The sequence below is a fragment of the Shigella sp. SIG3 genome, from assembly GCF_053555855.1.
In genome coordinates, this window is record NZ_JBQZXE010000039.1 from 1 (window position 1) to 15,408 (window position 15,408).

The 15,408-nt window shown below is 50.8% G+C and carries 18 protein-coding genes and 1 riboswitch; of the genes, 9 read left to right on the plus strand and 9 right to left on the minus strand.

What is annotated here, in order from left to right; genetic code table 11:
- Positions 1–103 precede the first annotated feature (103 nt).
- A complete protein-coding gene (ubiK, locus tag ACUU1I_RS09415) occupies positions 104–394 on the minus strand; it encodes a ubiquinone biosynthesis accessory factor UbiK (protein WP_001295626.1) in 291 nt (96 codons plus the stop codon).
- 121 nt (positions 395–515) lie between these two features.
- Positions 516–664: riboswitch (FMN riboswitch) on the plus strand.
- Between the two features lie 103 nt (positions 665–767).
- Between ubiK and ribB the strand changes: the two genes are divergently transcribed.
- Both ribB and yqiD read left to right on the plus strand, forming a co-directional pair.
- Positions 768–1,421 (plus strand): 3,4-dihydroxy-2-butanone-4-phosphate synthase, encoded by a 654-nt coding sequence (gene ribB / locus ACUU1I_RS09420; protein ID WP_001076997.1) that lies wholly within the window; start codon positions 768–770, stop codon positions 1,419–1,421.
- 260 nt (positions 1,422–1,681) lie between these two features.
- A complete protein-coding gene (gene yqiD, locus ACUU1I_RS09425; RefSeq protein ID WP_000469266.1) occupies positions 1,682–1,852 on the plus strand; it encodes a protein YqiD in 171 nt (56 codons plus the stop codon).
- Between the two features lie 57 nt (positions 1,853–1,909).
- Here yqiD and zupT read toward each other — a convergent pair whose 3' ends face one another.
- Complete coding sequence (gene zupT, locus ACUU1I_RS09430; protein ID WP_005051906.1) at positions 1,910–2,683, minus strand: zinc transporter ZupT; 774 nt, start codon at positions 2,681–2,683, stop codon at positions 1,910–1,912.
- Positions 2,684–2,825: 142 nt separating this feature from the next.
- Between zupT and ygiD the strand changes: the two genes are divergently transcribed.
- Entirely contained in the window at positions 2,826–3,614 is a 789-nt protein-coding gene (ygiD, locus tag ACUU1I_RS09435; protein ID WP_005051905.1) for a 4,5-DOPA-extradiol-dioxygenase, read from the plus strand.
- Positions 3,615–3,651: 37 nt separating this feature from the next.
- Here the strand turns inward: ygiD and ACUU1I_RS09440 are convergent, their stop codons facing one another.
- The 3 genes from ACUU1I_RS09440 to tolC all read right to left on the minus strand — a co-directional run bounded on the left by ACUU1I_RS09440 (position 3,652) and on the right by tolC (position 7,118).
- Positions 3,652–4,812: a glutathionylspermidine synthase family protein gene (locus tag ACUU1I_RS09440; RefSeq protein WP_000442850.1), complete on the minus strand. Its 1,161-nt coding sequence runs from the start codon at positions 4,810–4,812 to the stop codon at positions 3,652–3,654.
- Between the two features lie 5 nt (positions 4,813–4,817).
- The gene (locus tag ACUU1I_RS09445; RefSeq protein WP_000831543.1) at positions 4,818–5,489 is read right to left on the minus strand and encodes a DUF1190 family protein; all 672 of its coding nucleotides are present in this window, start codon (positions 5,487–5,489) and stop codon (positions 4,818–4,820) included.
- Between the two features lie 147 nt (positions 5,490–5,636).
- A complete protein-coding gene (gene tolC / locus ACUU1I_RS09450) occupies positions 5,637–7,118 on the minus strand; it encodes an outer membrane channel protein TolC (RefSeq protein WP_000735273.1) in 1,482 nt (493 codons plus the stop codon).
- A gap of 204 nt (positions 7,119–7,322) precedes the next feature.
- Between tolC and nudF the strand changes: the two genes are divergently transcribed.
- The 5 genes from nudF (at position 7,323) to parE (ending at position 11,729) form a co-directional block, all read left to right on the plus strand.
- Positions 7,323–7,952, plus strand: coding sequence for an ADP-ribose diphosphatase (gene nudF / locus ACUU1I_RS09455; protein WP_000917117.1), 630 nt, complete (start codon positions 7,323–7,325; stop codon positions 7,950–7,952).
- A 63-nt stretch (positions 7,953–8,015) separates the two neighbouring features.
- A complete protein-coding gene (locus ACUU1I_RS09460; protein WP_001253425.1) occupies positions 8,016–8,375 on the plus strand; it encodes a DUF1249 family protein in 360 nt (119 codons plus the stop codon).
- Positions 8,376–8,399: 24 nt separating this feature from the next.
- Positions 8,400–9,227: a 3',5'-cyclic-AMP phosphodiesterase gene (gene cpdA, locus ACUU1I_RS09465; protein WP_000444728.1), complete on the plus strand. Its 828-nt coding sequence runs from the start codon at positions 8,400–8,402 to the stop codon at positions 9,225–9,227.
- A complete protein-coding gene (gene yqiA, locus ACUU1I_RS09470) occupies positions 9,227–9,808 on the plus strand; it encodes an esterase YqiA (RefSeq protein ID WP_000105733.1) in 582 nt (193 codons plus the stop codon). Before cpdA ends, yqiA begins: the two co-directional genes overlap by 1 nt.
- A 28-nt stretch (positions 9,809–9,836) precedes the next feature.
- A complete protein-coding gene (parE, locus tag ACUU1I_RS09475; RefSeq protein ID WP_000195296.1) occupies positions 9,837–11,729 on the plus strand; it encodes a DNA topoisomerase IV subunit B in 1,893 nt (630 codons plus the stop codon).
- Between the two features lie 47 nt (positions 11,730–11,776).
- On the opposite strand, the gene ACUU1I_RS09480 is transcribed toward parE, so the two are convergent.
- Positions 11,777–12,091 (minus strand): putative quinol monooxygenase, encoded by a 315-nt coding sequence (locus ACUU1I_RS09480; protein WP_000958601.1) that lies wholly within the window; start codon positions 12,089–12,091, stop codon positions 11,777–11,779.
- Positions 12,092–12,121: 30 nt separating this feature from the next.
- Positions 12,122–12,703 carry an NADPH:quinone oxidoreductase MdaB gene (gene mdaB, locus ACUU1I_RS09485; RefSeq protein ID WP_000065435.1) on the minus strand — a complete coding sequence of 194 codons (582 nt, stop codon included), beginning with the start codon at positions 12,701–12,703 and terminating at the stop codon, positions 12,122–12,124.
- A gap of 318 nt (positions 12,704–13,021) precedes the next feature.
- Between mdaB and ACUU1I_RS09490 the strand changes: the two genes are divergently transcribed.
- Positions 13,022–13,354, plus strand: a complete 333-nt coding sequence (locus tag ACUU1I_RS09490) for a DUF2645 family protein (protein ID WP_000917682.1) — start codon at positions 13,022–13,024, stop codon at positions 13,352–13,354.
- A 45-nt stretch (positions 13,355–13,399) separates the two neighbouring features.
- On the opposite strand, the gene qseC is transcribed toward ACUU1I_RS09490, so the two are convergent.
- Positions 13,400–14,749: a quorum sensing histidine kinase QseC gene (qseC, locus tag ACUU1I_RS09495; RefSeq protein WP_000673369.1), complete on the minus strand. Its 1,350-nt coding sequence runs from the start codon at positions 14,747–14,749 to the stop codon at positions 13,400–13,402.
- On the minus strand, positions 14,746–15,405 hold the full coding sequence (gene qseB, locus ACUU1I_RS09500; protein WP_001221509.1) for a quorum sensing response regulator transcription factor QseB: 660 nt from the start codon (positions 15,403–15,405) through the stop codon (positions 14,746–14,748). Before qseB ends, qseC begins: the two co-directional genes overlap by 4 nt.
- Between the last annotated feature and the right edge of the window lie 3 nt (positions 15,406–15,408).

Sequence of the window (15,408 nt, forward strand, 5' to 3'; positions counted from 1 at the left end):
ATTTTTGTGATGATACTCTGAATGGGATTAAGCGATAATGTAATAGAAAACACTGTAAATTAGAGGATTAATTCATAATTTACAGTGCATTAAAGACAAATGTTTACAGCGTTGGGGGGAGAGTCTCTGGATCTGGCTGCTTTTTGATCTCAGTACTGCGATTTTCCAGTTCGCTGATTCTTTGTTCAAGCAGCGCCAGTTTCTCACGAGTCCGTAACAGGACTTGCGTTTGGACGTCGAACTCTTCACGGCTTACAAGGTCGAGGCGCGTCAGCTGAGCTTGTAGGGTTTGGCGGATTTTTTTCTCCACATCTTCCCCGAACTCCCTGATTCCTTTAGGCATTGATTCGTGAACCTGGCGAGCGATTTGCTCAATTTTTTTCGGGTCAATCATTGTAGTTTCCCTGTACTGATAGGTGTTGAGTACCATTGTAGTGCGATAAGGGTAAGTCATAAACCAGAATTATGTGAAGCTATGCGTTGCTGCCGCTAATCATTAGAGTTATAGTGAATCCGCTTATTCTCAGGGCGGGGCGAAATTCCCCACCGGCGGTAAATCAACTCAGTTGAAAGCCCGCGAGCGCTTTGGGTGCGAACTCAAAGGACAGCAGATCCGGTGTAATTCCGGGGCCGACGGTTAGAGTCCGGATGGGAGAGAGTAACGATTCTGTCGGGCATGGACCCGCTCACGTTATTTTGGCTATATGCCGCCACTCCTAAGACTGCCCTGATTCTGGTAACCATAATTTTAGTGAGGTTTTTTTACCATGAATCAGACGCTACTTTCCTCTTTTGGTACGCCTTTCGAACGTGTTGAAAATGCACTGGCTGCGCTGCGTGAAGGACGCGGTGTAATGGTGCTTGATGATGAAGACCGTGAAAACGAAGGCGATATGATCTTCCCGGCAGAAACCATGACCGTTGAGCAGATGGCGCTGACCATTCGCCACGGTAGCGGTATTGTTTGCCTGTGCATCACTGAAGATCGCCGTAAACAACTTGATCTGCCAATGATGGTAGAAAATAACACCAGCGCCTATGGCACCGGTTTTACCGTGACCATTGAAGCGGCTGAAGGTGTGACTACCGGTGTTTCTGCCGCTGATCGTATTACGACCGTTCGCGCAGCGATTGCCGATGGCGCAAAACCTTCTGATCTGAATCGCCCGGGCCACGTTTTCCCACTTCGCGCGCAGGCAGGTGGTGTACTGACGCGTGGCGGTCATACTGAAGCGACTATTGATTTGATGACGCTGGCAGGCTTTAAACCGGCTGGTGTGCTGTGTGAGCTGACTAATGACGATGGCACGATGGCGCGTGCACCAGAGTGCATTGAGTTTGCCAATAAACACAATATGGCGCTCGTGACTATTGAAGACCTGGTGGCATACCGTCAGGCACATGAGCGTAAAGCCAGCTGAAAACCGCTGCTTAATTACTGCCTTAATCAAGAAACCGAAGTTGTAGCTGGCTTCGGTTTTTATTTTGCCCTGCTATGCAAGATGTTAATTCCGCTTCTCTTTCTATGAGAAAATTTCATTAATATCAGGCATTCTTTTTCATTATGATCAAAATCATATAATTGTTCCGTTATTATGCGACCATATGAATATATCCGAAAAAGGATATGTGAAATTTATGCGCTAAATGTTTAGTATTGTTAAATATTAAGGGTAAAAGGATGTTTATCGCCTGGTACTGGATTGTATTGATTGCTCTGGTTGTGGTGGGTTATTTCCTGCATTTGAAACGTTATTGTCGGGCGTTTCGCCAGGACAGAGACGCACTGCTTGAAGCGCGGAACAAATACTTAAACAGTACGAGAGAAGAGACAGCCGAAAAGGTAGAATAAGGCTTTCGTGAAGCTGGCAGAAGTTGTCCATGTGCTGGACAACTTCTGATGTTGTTTTTAACCAATTCCCGCCGTTTGTAGCAGCACTAAACTGAATCCCATCACTGACATTCCACATAGTACGCCATAGCTGGGGTTATTATTAGGGTCAATCTCTTTGGCGAGCGGCATTAATTCATCAACCGAGAGCGCCACCATAATTCCTGCAACCGCCGCCATGATTGCCGCCATGACCACCGGGGAAATCATGCTACCGAGGATTAACCACGCCAGCACACCACCAAGAATTTCTGCTAGTCCAGAAATCCCCGCCCACAGAATCGCGGTGCGTTTAGACCCCGTTGCCGCATAAACCGGGCCTGCCACTGCCAGACCTTCAGGGATATTGTGCAACGCGACGGCCAGTGCGATGCCAAATCCCAGCTCCAGGTTGCTGCTCGCCGTGACAAAGGTGGCAATCCCTTCCGGGAAGTTATGCAGACTGATGCCGAGAGTGAGCAGAATGGCTGTGCGCTTGATCGATTTTGGCAACAGCTGCACCGATTTTTGCATTAAATCCTGCGGATGCGCATGCGGCAACATGCGGTCCAGGCCAAAGTAGCCAAGCAGACCGAAGATAAACATTCCATAACCCAACACCGGCGACATTCCTTCAGCTGCTAGTGCGGCAGGAAGCATTTCCATTAATGAGATGAGCAACATGATCCCCGCCGCAAAACCTAGCGAAAACGCCAGTAAGCGGTTCGAGGGTTTTTGTCCGAGAACGCCGAGAAACGCGCCAATAAACGTGGCTGCCCCCGCCAGTATGGTCAGAATGAGAGGTACTGACATCGACAACTCCTTATAAATCTTCACCTTCAGGCAGATCGTCAAAATAACTGATGATCATCATCATTGTTATCCGGGTTCTTACTCCGCCGAACAAGCGTATTGTGAGGATATCAAAATGACACCTTTAGTTAAGGATATCATCATGTCTTCAACACGTATGCCAGCATTGTTTTTAGGTCACGGTAGTCCGATGAACGTGCTGGAAGATAATTTGTATACCCGCAGCTGGCAGAAGTTGGGGATGACATTGCCACGCCCGCAAGCGATTGTGGTGGTTTCGGCTCACTGGTTTACCCGTGGAACAGGAGTGACCGCGATGGAGACGCCGCCCACGATTCATGACTTTGGTGGCTTCCCGCAGGCGCTGTACGATACGCATTATCCTGCTCCGGGTTCGCCTGCGCTGGCACAGCGTCTGGTTGAGCTGTTAGCGCCGATCCCGGTGACGCTGGATAAAGAAGCCTGGGGCTTTGACCACGGCTCGTGGGGCGTGCTGATTAAGATGTATCCTGACGCCGATATCCCTATGGTGCAGTTGAGTATCGACAGTAGCAAACCTGCCGCCTGGCATTTCGAAATGGGGCGCAAACTCGCGGCGTTGCGTGATGAAGGAATAATGTTGGTCGCCAGCGGTAACGTGGTGCATAACCTGCGCACAGTGAAGTGGCACGGTGATAGTTCACCGTATCCGTGGGCGACGTCGTTTAATGAGTATGTGAAAGCGAATCTGACGTGGCAAGGGCCGGTAGAGCAGCATCCTCTGGTGAATTATCTCGACCATGAAGGTGGCGCGTTATCGAACCCAACGCCAGAGCACTATCTGCCGTTGTTGTATGTGTTAGGTGTGTGGGATGGGCAGGAGCCAATTACCATTCCGGTCGATGGTATAGAAATGGGCAGTTTAAGTATGCTGTCGGTGCAGATAGGCTAACAATTACCGGATGGCGAGTGCCATCCGGTATCGTGGCTTATTCAACAAAAATATGTGGATAAAACCGAGACATATCCTGGGTGATCAACGCACGGTCTTCACGAATGCCAATTCCGGCAGGTTGATCGTTCACCAGCCAGCTACCAATCAGCATATAGCTGTCGCCGAATTTCGGTAACGGGTGGAATTGCTGAACAATCATCCCTTCTTCGCCATACGGACCTTCCGCTGCTTCAATGGTTTTGCCGTTCTCAATGATCGACACGTTTGCGCCTTCACGGGAGAAGATCGGTTTAACCACATATTTTTCCATTTGCGGATGATCATCTTCCGCAAAATAAGCGGGCAGCAGGTTCGGGTGATTCGGGAACATCTCCCACAGTAGCGGTAGAAGTGCCTTGTTGGAGATAATACTCTTCCACGCCGGTTCCAGCCAGCGTACGCCAGCATCTTCCAGCTTGGTGGAGAACATTTCGCGCAGCATAAATTCCCACGGATAAAGCTTGAACAGGTTAGAAATCACCTGATCCTGTAAATCCGTGAACTGGCCTTTTTCGCCTAAACCTATCTCGTCGATGTAGAGGAACTCGGTGGCGATTTCAGCTTCGGTTGCGCAGTCCTGCAAATACTGAATGGTTCCGCGATCTTCCACCGTGTCGCGACAGCAGGTGAGATGCAGCAACTGGAAGCCACACTGTTCACGCAGCTCAACGAAGCGATCGATCAGTTTTTCTTGCAGACTGTTAAACTGGTCGCTGCCCTCCGGCAAGTTACCGGCGTTAAGCTGATCTTCCAGCCAGATCCACTGAAAGAACGCCGCCTCGTATAGTGACGTTGGCGTATCGGCGTTATTTTCCAGAAGTTTAGGTTCGCCAGTGCCATCCCACGCCAGATCAAGACGCGAATAAAGCGATGGCTGGTGAGTCAGCCATGATTGACGCACAAAACTCCAGGTGTGTTTTGGTATGCGGAATTTGGTCATCAGCTCATCGCTGGCGATCACTTTTTCCACCACTTTCAGGCACATCTGGTGCAGTTCGGCGGTGACTTCTTCCAGCTTTTCAACCTGGGCGAGGGTCAACTTGTAGTAAGCATCTTCACACCAGTACGGCTCGCCGTACATGGTGTGAAAATTGAAACCGTATTCGTGGGCTTTCTCACGCCAGTCCGGGCGCTCGGTAATACTGACTCTTTCCATCGGTATCAGCCACCCATTGAACGAGAAGAGGTGCCGGTTGCGCTACGCTGCATAGTGCTTTGTTTGGCAACAGATTCACCAAAACCGCCACGGGTAACGGTAGTGGTGGTCGCCGGTTTTGGTGCCATTGCCGTCTTCGGTACGGTCATGGTGCGGCCTGGCTGGGCTGCGCCATAGTTTTTACCCGTCGCGTCGGTATATTTACCGTAAGCCGGACTGGCCGGGTTTTTCGAGGAGAACAGCGGCTGCTGTGCAAATCCCGCGCCGCCGCCCATCAGACGCCCCATCATGTAACCGGCCATCAGCGGCATCCAGAAACTCCCGCTGGATTGCTGAGCCTGCGCCTGGTTTTCTGGTGCCATGCCAGCCTGGGCTGGTGCTTGCTGACACTGACCTTCACCAAATTCAGCAACACAGTCTTCACGGGTGGCGTATTTCGGCGCAGTACGTTCGGCTTCTTTCAGCGCATTGTTGTACGCGGTGGTACATTCGGCGCTTTTGCCTGGGTTTGCAGCTGAACAGTCGTCAGCATTTTGATAGAGAGACACTGTTTCATCACTCTTTTCACAGCCAGCCAGCATAAAAACAGTGGCAACCGCGAGAGCGACTGGTGTCAGATGGCGTGCGCTCCAGTTTTTGCGGAACGATGCGTGGCGTATGGATTTTGTCCGTTTCATTTTTGTCTTCCGGGACCAGTGGTAAATACCCATCAGAATAGAGGATGGCTGGTCGAAATTGAAGCGAGAAGGGGGAAGAATGCGGCAGATAACCCGTATCTTTACGTTGCCTTACGTTCAGACGGGGCCGAAGCCCCGTCGTCGTCATCAGTTACGGAAAGGGTTATGACCGTTACTGGTGGTAGTGCGTGCGGATGTTTGCTGAACGACGGGTGCCGGGCTATCAGGCGCATAACCATCAGCAATAGCATTCTGTTCCGGCGTTTGCGGGGCAACGTTTTCCGGATTAGTGGAAACCGGTTTGCTCAGCGCATTGTTCAGTGCCAGCAAATCCTGCTCGTTCAACGTACCCAGGGCTGACTTAATATTCAGCTGATTAATCAGGTAGTTATAACGCGCATTCGCCAGCTCTTGCTTGGCGTTGTACAGCGTGGTGGTCGCATCCAACACATCAACAATGGTACGCGTACCGACCGAGTAGCCCGCTTCCATCGCGTCTAATGAGCTTTGCGCGGAAACTACGGCTTGTTTGTAGGCGTTAATACTACTGATAGAAGCATTAATGTTGTTGAAGGAGGAACGTACGGTTTGCACGACGCTACGATGTGCGCTTTCCAGTTGCTCACTGGCACCAACAAAGTTGTACTGTGCCTGTTTCACCTGCGAGTTAACCATTCCGCCCTGATAAATCGGCAGCGAGAAGCTCAGGCCAACTTTGTTCTGGCCCATATTGCTATCGTCATACTGGGTACCAGCGGCACCACGGGTTTTCGAACCGCTATAAGAGGTGTCAGAAATCCCGGTAGAAGCCGTTAAATCCAGAGTCGGTAAGTGACCATCCTGCGCCTGGCGAATTTGCTCGCGCGCCAGGTCCTGGCTCAAGCATGCCTGTAACAGCGACAGGTTGCGTTTTTCGGCTTCTTTCAGCAGCGCGTTAACCGGCTGTGGTTTGTCGGTTTTAAAGTTTTCGACATTCAGCGCCGCCAGTTCCGGATAGTAGTTACCGGTGATCTGGCGCAGCTGCTCTACCGCGTTATCAAGGTTATTACGTGCGGTCACTTCGTTCGCCAGCACGGTATCGTACTGCGCGCGGGCGTTCTGCACGTCGGTGATCGCTACCAGGCCCACGTTAAAACGTTGGGTGGTTTGATCTAATTGACGGTAGATCGCTTCTTTTTGTGCCTGTGTATAGGAAAGAACGTCAATAGCATTCAACACGTTGAAATAAGCGGTCGCGGTGTTGAGGATCAAGGTTTGCTGATCGGTCTGATATGTGACGTCCTGAATCCCTGCTGCTTTTTCCTGCAGCGTTAACGCACGCCATTTCGACATATCAAAAATGGATTGAGTTAACTGCAGGGACGCACTGGTCGCGTTCGAGTTGATGCCGTTCGCGTCGCGGTAGCCGTTGCTATAGGTGTAATCTGCACCTAAACCTAGCTGTGGCAGTAATGGACTGCGCGCTTCATTAATTTTTTCAAAGGCAGCATCACGATCGGCGGCAGACTTACGCAATTCCGGGTTACTAAGGCGTGCTTGCTGATAAACTTGCATCAGGTTCTCGGCCTGGCTCAACGAACTGAACCCAGAAAGGCTCAGGCCGATAAGAATGGGGAGCAATTTCTTCATTTGCATTCCTTGTGGTGAAGCAGTATTTAGCGCGATCAAACTGTAAAATTATTGCGGATTCTAGCAGAAGCCGCTACCGCAAAAGGTTGGCGTTACGTGCCATAGGGCGTTAATGTGCCTCAATTTAACATATGACTGCTCAAACGGCAGTCAAACGTCGCTGAAATTCACATTTAATTCACTATTAGTGCCAGGACATTAACAATGCTTAAGCCAGACAACCTGCCCGTTACATTTGGCAAAAACGATGTAGAAATTATTGCACGAGAAACACTTTATCGCGGCTTTTTTTCATTAGATCTTTATAGATTTCGTCATCGTCTATTCAACGGGCAAATGAGTCATGAGGTACGGCGGGAAATTTTTGAGCGCGGTCACGCCGCAGTCTTGCTACCCTTTGACCCAGTGCGTGATGAAGTTGTGCTGATTGAGCAGATTCGGATTGCCGCGTACGACACCAGCGAAACCCCCTGGCTACTGGAGATGGTTGCCGGGATGATTGAAGAGGGTGAAAGTGTGGAAGATGTTGCCCGTCGCGAAGCGATTGAAGAGGCGGGACTGATAGTCAAACGGACCAAACCGGTGTTAAGTTTCCTGGCAAGCCCGGGGGGCACCAGTGAGCGTTCGTCAATTATGGTGGGCGAAGTGGACGCCACGACCGCAAGCGGTATTCATGGTCTGGCTGATGAAAACGAAGATATTCGCGTTCATGTGGTAAGCCGGGAACAGGCATACCAGTGGGTAGAAGAGGGGAAAATCGACAACGCAGCGTCGGTCATCGCTTTGCAATGGCTGCAGCTGCATCATCAAGCGTTAAAAAATGAGTGGGCATAAATGAAGCGTTACACACCTGACTTTCCTGAAATGATGCGCCTGTGCGAGATGAACTTTTCATAATTGCGCCGTTTGTTACCGCGCAATTACGCACCCGGCGAAACTGTAAGCTATCAGGTGGCAAACGCACAATATCGGCTGACGATTGTGGAATCGACCCGATACACTACCCTGGTGACAATAGAACAGACTGCGCCCGCGATCAGTTACTGGAGCCTTCCGTCAATGACGGTGCGTCTGTATCATGACGCGATGGTGGCTGAAGTGTGTTCAAGCCAGCAGATTTTTCGCTTCAAAGCGCGGTATGATTATCCTAATAAAAAGTTGCATCAACGCGACGAAAAGCATCAAATTAACCAGTTTTTAGCGGACTGGTTGCGATACTGTTTAGCACATGGAGCGATGGCGATTCCGGTTTACTAGCGTCGTGAAACCTAAGGACACCATTTGGAAAGCCTGTTAACCCTTCCTCTGGCTGGTGAGGCCAGAGGAAGGATTTTACAAATTACCGATACTCACCTGTTTGCACAAAAGCACGAAGCCCTGTTAGGGGTAAACACCTGGGAAAGCTACCAGGCGGTGCTGGAGGCGATTCGTCCACACCAGCACGAATTCGACCTGATTGTCGCGACAGGTGATTTAGCGCAGGATCAATCCTCTGCGGCCTATCAGCATTTCGCTGAAGGCATCGCAAGTTTTCGTGCGCCCTGCGTCTGGCTGCCGGGCAACCACGATTTCCAGCCCGCGATGTACAGCGCGTTACAGGATGCGGGTATCTCCCCGGCGAAGCGGGTGTTTATTGGTGAGCAATGGCAAATCCTGTTGCTGGATAGCCAGGTGTTTGGCGTGCCGCACGGTGAGCTGAGCGAGTTTCAGCTTGAGTGGCTGGAACGTAAACTGGCCGATGCGCCAGAACGCCATACGTTGCTGCTGCTGCATCATCATCCGCTACCTGCGGGTTGTAGTTGGCTCGATCAACACAGTCTGCGTAACGCGGGCGAACTGGATACCGTGCTGGCGAAGTTTCCGCACGTCAAATACTTGCTGTGCGGTCATATTCATCAGGAGCTGGATCTCGACTGGAACGGTCGCCGCCTGCTGGCAACGCCGTCGACCTGTGTGCAGTTTAAGCCGCACTGTTCCAACTTTACGCTGGATACTATCGCGCCCGGCTGGCGTACTCTCGAGTTACATGCTGATGGCACGCTGACCACCGAGGTGCATCGCCTAGCGGACACACGTTTCCAACCTGATACCGCTTCAGAAGGCTACTGATGTCTACGCTTCTTTATTTACACGGTTTCAACAGCTCGCCGCGCTCTGCAAAAGCGAGCTTGTTAAAAAACTGGCTGGCGGAACATCACCCTGACGTTGAGATGATCATTCCGCAGTTGCCGCCGTATCCTTCCGACGCGGCAGAACTGCTGGAATCCATTGTCCTGGAACATGGCGGCGATTCGCTGGGTATTGTCGGTTCGTCACTGGGGGGATATTACGCCACCTGGTTGTCGCAATGTTTTATGCTGCCCGCAGTGGTGGTAAACCCGGCGGTACGCCCGTTTGAATTGCTGACGGACTATCTCGGTCAGAACGAGAACCCCTACACCGGGCAGCAATATGTGCTAGAGTCACGCCATATTTACGATCTCAAAGTCATGCAGATTGACCCGCTGGAAGCGCCGGATTTGATCTGGCTGCTGCAACAGACGGGAGATGAAGTGCTGGATTACCGCCAGGCGGTGGCGTACTACGCTTCCTGCCGCCAGACTGTCATAGAAGGCGGCAACCACGCATTCACGGGCTTCGAAGATTATTTCAACCCGATCGTCGATTTTCTTGGTCTGCACCATCTCTGACGATCAACTCGAATTGCTAACTTAAACCATGACGCAAACTTATAACGCTGATGCCATTGAGGTACTCACCGGGCTTGAGCCGGTTCGCCGCCGTCCGGGGATGTATACCGATACCACTCGCCCTAACCATTTGGGGCAAGAAGTTATTGATAACAGTGTCGATGAAGCACTGGCGGGTCACGCAAAACGCGTGGATGTAATCTTACATGCTGACCAGTCGTTAGAAGTGATTGACGATGGGCGCGGGATGCCGGTGGATATTCACCCGGAAGAAGGAGTACCGGCGGTTGAACTGATTCTTTGCCGTCTGCATGCAGGCGGTAAATTCTCTAACAAAAATTACCAGTTCTCTGGCGGCCTGCATGGCGTGGGGATTTCGGTAGTTAACGCCTTGTCGAAGCGCGTAGAAGTTAACGTGCGCCGCGATGGTCAGGTTTATAACATCGCCTTTGAAAATGGCGAAAAGGTGCAGGATTTACAGGTTGTCGGCACTTGCGGTAAACGCAATACCGGTACCAGCGTGCACTTCTGGCCGGATGAAACCTTCTTTGACAGCCCGCGTTTTTCTGTTTCACGCCTGACGCATGTGCTGAAGGCCAAAGCAGTACTGTGCCCCGGCGTTGAGATTACCTTTAAAGATGAGATCAACAACACCGAACAGCGCTGGTGCTATCAGGACGGTCTGAATGATTACCTGGCGGAAGCGGTAAACGGTTTACCGACGCTGCCAGAAAAACCGTTTATCGGTAATTTCGCTGGCGATACTGAAGCTGTGGACTGGGCGCTACTGTGGCTGCCGGAAGGCGGTGAACTGCTGACCGAAAGCTACGTCAACCTTATCCCAACGATGCAGGGCGGTACCCATGTTAATGGTCTGCGTCAGGGCCTGTTGGACGCGATGCGTGAGTTCTGTGAATACCGCAACATTCTGCCGCGCGGCGTGAAGCTGTCGGCGGAAGATATCTGGGATCGCTGCGCCTATGTTCTGTCGGTTAAAATGCAGGATCCGCAGTTTGCCGGGCAGACCAAAGAGCGTCTCTCTTCGCGTCAGTGTGCGGCATTCGTTTCGGGCGTGGTGAAAGATGCCTTCATCCTGTGGCTGAACCAGAACGTTCAGGCGGCGGAGTTGCTGGCAGAGATGGCGATTTCCAGCGCCCAGCGTCGTATGCGTGCGGCTAAAAAAGTGGTGCGTAAAAAGCTGACCAGCGGCCCGGCGCTGCCTGGCAAACTGGCTGATTGTACCGCGCAGGACCTTAACCGTACCGAACTGTTCCTCGTGGAAGGTGACTCCGCAGGCGGATCTGCCAAGCAGGCGCGCGATCGTGAATATCAGGCGATCATGCCGCTGAAAGGTAAGATCCTTAACACCTGGGAAGTTTCTTCCGACGAAGTGCTGGCCTCGCAGGAAGTGCATGATATTTCGGTAGCGATCGGTATCGATCCTGACAGCGACGATCTGAGCCAGCTTCGTTATGGCAAAATCTGTATCCTCGCGGATGCGGACTCTGATGGTCTGCACATTGCCACGCTGCTCTGCGCTTTGTTCGTAAAACACTTCCGCGCGTTGGTGAAACACGGTCACGTTTACGTCGCACTGCCACCGCTCTACCGTATTGATCTCGGGAAAGAGGTTTATTACGCGCTGACGGAAGAAGAGAAAGAGGGCGTACTTGAGCAATTAAAACGCAAGAAAGGCAAGCCGAACGTCCAGCGTTTTAAAGGTCTGGGGGAAATGAACCCGATGCAATTGCGTGAAACCACGCTTGATCCGAACACTCGCCGTCTGGTGCAGTTGACTATCGATGATGAAGACGATCAGCGTACTGACGCGATGATGGATATGCTGCTGGCGAAGAAACGCTCGGAAGATCGCCGCAACTGGTTGCAAGAGAAAGGCGACATGGCGGAGATTGAGGTTTAAAGGAAAGAACATTGCCCGGTCAGGATGGCCGGGCAAACAAGGCAGGATTAAATCCCTGGCTGCAGAATACGGATATTCATCTCCAGCACGTCGCCTTTTACGGCTTTGCTGTACGCCTTCATGTGCGGGGTTTGCAGATGCGCTTCAAGGTGCGCGATGCTTTCCCACTGCTCAATCATCACGATAGAATCCGGTGCCATAGACTGGAAACTCACGCCAGCAGCGCAATCCACCATTGGCGCATAGCCGTGGCAACCTTCTTCTTTCAGTACGGTTGGAACGATTTTAGCAAACTGATCCAATACCGCCTGACGGTGATGTTGACCAGGACGAGTACGGATTTCTGCGATTACGGTAAGCATGGTTAACTCCTTCTAAAGCCTGAGCTCTAGTTAACCAAAAATTTCCACAAGATGCTTGCGATATTCTTCAGTATAGCGGGGAACATCAGGCATTTTTATCACGTCATTAGCGATAAATGTCGGCAGCGGTTCCATACCGAGGAATTGGTTTGCTTTATGGAACGGCAGATACACACCGTCAACGCCAACGCCGTGGAAGAACTGATCTTTTTCGGTGAAGGCTTCCATTGGTGCGTTCCAGGTTAGAGAAAGCATATATTTTTTGCCCTGTACCAGGCCGCCGGAACCGTATTTTTTCGACGGATCTTTGCGGGTACGACCATCGCTGGCATACAGAGTCCCGTGACCTTCGGTGAATACATCATCAATATATTTTTTCACTGTCCACGGCGCGCCCATCCACCAGCCTGGCATCTGCCAGATCACCACATCAGCCCAGAGAAAGTTTTGTACTTCCGCTTTGACATTGTAGTCGCTGTCGGCGCGAACGATGCGGACATCATGCCCGAGGTCGCGCAGTGTGCCATCCGCGACTTCGGTCAGGGTGTCGTTCAGTTGACCATTGGAGTGGGCGAATTTTTTCGCGCCGTTGATAATCAGGATGTTGCTCATTTTTTAACCTCAAGGTGAGACGTTTGTCGACTATAGTACGTCACAGAGCGGTACGGTGAAATTAGCAAAATGTGCAAAGTCTTTTGCGAATTTAGCAAAAGTCTGATCTAGCTCTGACTCACCGATGCAGGATAAATATTTTCTGAAAATGACAATACTGATAGCCATTCCTCATAATTCTTACTCGTACCGGAATAATTTACACGTTTGGTTCGGTTTTTTTGGGGATTGAAAATATGGCTTTGAATAAGTAAAAGATGAAAATATCAACGTGTCATGTTGATAATTATAAATGGATTTTTATGAGCGTACTGATATATGTTAAAGCAGAAAATTAAAACAATATTTGAAGCATTGCTATATATAATGCTTACTTATTGGTTAATAGATTCTTTTTTTGCTTTCAATAAGTATGACTGGATGCTTGAGTCGGGAGGCAATATTTGCAGTATACCTTCCGTTTCAGGCGAAGATCGTATATTGCAAGCAATGATTGCAGCATTTTTTCTTCTTACGCCACTTATTATTCTTATCTTAAGAAAACTCTTTATGCGGGAAATGTTCGAGTTTTGGCTATATGTATTCTCGCTCGTTATTTGTCTGGTTTGTGGTTGGTGGCTTTTTTGGGGACGGTTTATATTTTGCTATTAGTAAAATCTATGAGAGTCGTTTTAACGGCTCTCATAGACAGAGAAGTTACCAGCTTACCTTCGCCTCAAATCCACCTTGTTCCGCATTCCCAAACTCAACATTCATGTCATGCAGCTTGGCGATTCGCTGGACAATCGATAGCCCAAGTCCACTGCCGGTAGCGGTTTGTCCGGGTGGGCGATAGAAGCGTTCGCCAATTCGCGCCAGTGCCTCTGGTGTCACACCGGGGCCGTTATCCCTCACGATGAAATTATCAGCATTCAGCGTGACGTCTATCACGCTGCCCTGTGGACTGTAGCGCACGGCGTTATCCAGCAAATTTCGCACCAACAAACTTAGCAATAGCGGTTGTCCGGTGCGTTTGATGCCGTGGGCATTGAGTGTCAGTCGCACGTCAATTTTCGCCTGCTGCGCCGTGTGGTAAATATCCATCACCGACGATTGTAGGAGATCTTCAAGCGGGATCTCCGCGACGTCCTGAAGGTTATCCAGTGAGTCCAGCCGCGATAGCGTGAGCAGTTGATCAACCAGACGAGTAGCGCGATCGATCCCGGAATGTAATTGGAGCAGTGCTTTTTTCCGCGCCTGCGGATCATCGTCAGAGAGCTGCGCAACTTCGGTTTGCACTTTCAGCGCTGTTAACGGGCTACGTAGTTCGTGAGCTGCATCGGAGGTAAAGCGTCGTTCTCGAACCATCATCGCATGTGTGCGGGCGAACAGTTGATTTAGCGACTCAACCAGTGGCCGCACTTCGCTGGGTACGCCAGTCGCGTTTAGTGGTTTTTCCGAGTCAGGGTCACGCATACGTAGTGCCAGCGCCAGTTTGTTCAGCGGCGCGAGTTCACGACCCAGTAGTACCATCATGATGATTAACATAATCGGCAGTGCGACCAGCCACGGGATCAATTGCCCGGCAACAATCGCCAGCGCCATGTCTTCACGGTATTCCCATTCCTGGCCAACAACGATGCGATATTTGCCATCAGGTGAGGTCATCCAGACAAAACGCCAAGGATCGTCTTCACCGACCAGTTGCCCGTCAGCAAAACCTTCCCGTTGATAGCTATAGGGAATATCTTCTCCGTTATCGCCATCATTAAGGACCATTCTGCCGTCGTGGGTAAAGATGGCAAAGGTCAGCGCATCGTCATCAACATGACCGTGTTTTAATTTATTTGGCGTCTGTGCCATGCGATCCGCCGCGTTGATTTCGTTGAGATCGAGCGTACTTAACCGTTTGGCAAACAGCATCAGTTGGGTGTCGAACAATTCATCGACGTTATCCGTTGTTTGTTTCCAGGCGACAAAGCTGGAAAGCAGCCAGGTCACCGAGGCCAGAATTAAAAAGATTAGCGTCAGCCTGACGCGCAGACTAAGACGTTGGGTAAATTTCATTTCTCACCTAATGTGTAGCCAATACCATGCACGGTACGAATAAAATCACTACCGAGTTTGCGTCGCAGATGATGCACATGCACTTCAACGGCATTACTGGTGACCTCTTCGTCCCAGGTATACAGTTTCTCTTCAATCAGTTTGCGCGGCAGTACCCGACCAGCGTTACGCATCAGTAATTCCAGCAGGGCAAATTCTTTTGGTTTCAGTGTTAAGGGTTCGCCAGCCAGCGTGGCGATACGTTTGCCGGGGTCGAGCATGACGTTACCGTGGCGCAGCTCGTTGCTGGCCTGGCCGTTGGTTCGGCGCATCAGAGCCTCCAGCCTGGCGGCGACTTCTATCAACGCAAAAGGTTTACACAGATAATCGTCAGCTCCCAGACGCAGCCCTTCTACACGTTCCGCTAACGCATCACGCGCGGTCAGGTTCAGTACCGGCTCACGCTGACCTTTCTCTCGCCATTCGCGCAAAATATCGCGACCATCCATGCCTGGTAAGGTTAAATCCAGGATCACCGCATCATAAGGTGCGCTATAAAGCGCCTCTTTTCCCTGACGACCTTGTGTAAACCAGTCGACACTAAAACCCATTTTACTAAGGCCAGTTTTGATGCCGTCACCAATCAGCATGTCATCTTCTATCAGTAAAATTCGCATTTT

Excerpts from the sequence above, each read along its gene's own strand:
- zupT (WP_005051906.1), bottom strand. The coding sequence starts at position 2,683 with ATGTCAGTACCTCTCATTCTGACCATACTGGCGGGGGCAGCCACGTTT.
- ACUU1I_RS09490 (WP_000917682.1), top strand. The coding sequence starts at position 13,022 with ATGTTAAAGCAGAAAATTAAAACAATATTTGAAGCATTGCTATATATA.
- tolC (WP_000735273.1), bottom strand. The coding sequence starts at position 7,118 with ATGAAGAAATTGCTCCCCATTCTTATCGGCCTGAGCCTTTCTGGGTTC.
- ribB (WP_001076997.1), top strand. The coding sequence starts at position 768 with ATGAATCAGACGCTACTTTCCTCTTTTGGTACGCCTTTCGAACGTGTT.
- mdaB (WP_000065435.1), bottom strand. The coding sequence starts at position 12,703 with ATGAGCAACATCCTGATTATCAACGGCGCGAAAAAATTCGCCCACTCC.
- qseC (WP_000673369.1), bottom strand. The coding sequence starts at position 14,749 with ATGAAATTTACCCAACGTCTTAGTCTGCGCGTCAGGCTGACGCTAATC.
- ACUU1I_RS09440 (WP_000442850.1), bottom strand. The coding sequence starts at position 4,812 with ATGGAAAGAGTCAGTATTACCGAGCGCCCGGACTGGCGTGAGAAAGCC.
- ACUU1I_RS09480 (WP_000958601.1), bottom strand. The coding sequence starts at position 12,091 with ATGCTTACCGTAATCGCAGAAATCCGTACTCGTCCTGGTCAACATCAC.
- qseB (WP_001221509.1), bottom strand. The coding sequence starts at position 15,405 with ATGCGAATTTTACTGATAGAAGATGACATGCTGATTGGTGACGGCATC.
- ACUU1I_RS09445 (WP_000831543.1), bottom strand. The coding sequence starts at position 5,489 with ATGAAACGGACAAAATCCATACGCCACGCATCGTTCCGCAAAAACTGG.
- ubiK (WP_001295626.1), bottom strand. The coding sequence starts at position 394 with ATGATTGACCCGAAAAAAATTGAGCAAATCGCTCGCCAGGTTCACGAA.
- yqiA (WP_000105733.1), top strand. The coding sequence starts at position 9,227 with ATGTCTACGCTTCTTTATTTACACGGTTTCAACAGCTCGCCGCGCTCT.
- yqiD (WP_000469266.1), top strand. The coding sequence starts at position 1,682 with ATGTTTATCGCCTGGTACTGGATTGTATTGATTGCTCTGGTTGTGGTG.
- parE (WP_000195296.1), top strand. The coding sequence starts at position 9,837 with ATGACGCAAACTTATAACGCTGATGCCATTGAGGTACTCACCGGGCTT.
- ygiD (WP_005051905.1), top strand. The coding sequence starts at position 2,826 with ATGTCTTCAACACGTATGCCAGCATTGTTTTTAGGTCACGGTAGTCCG.
- nudF (WP_000917117.1), top strand. The coding sequence starts at position 7,323 with ATGCTTAAGCCAGACAACCTGCCCGTTACATTTGGCAAAAACGATGTA.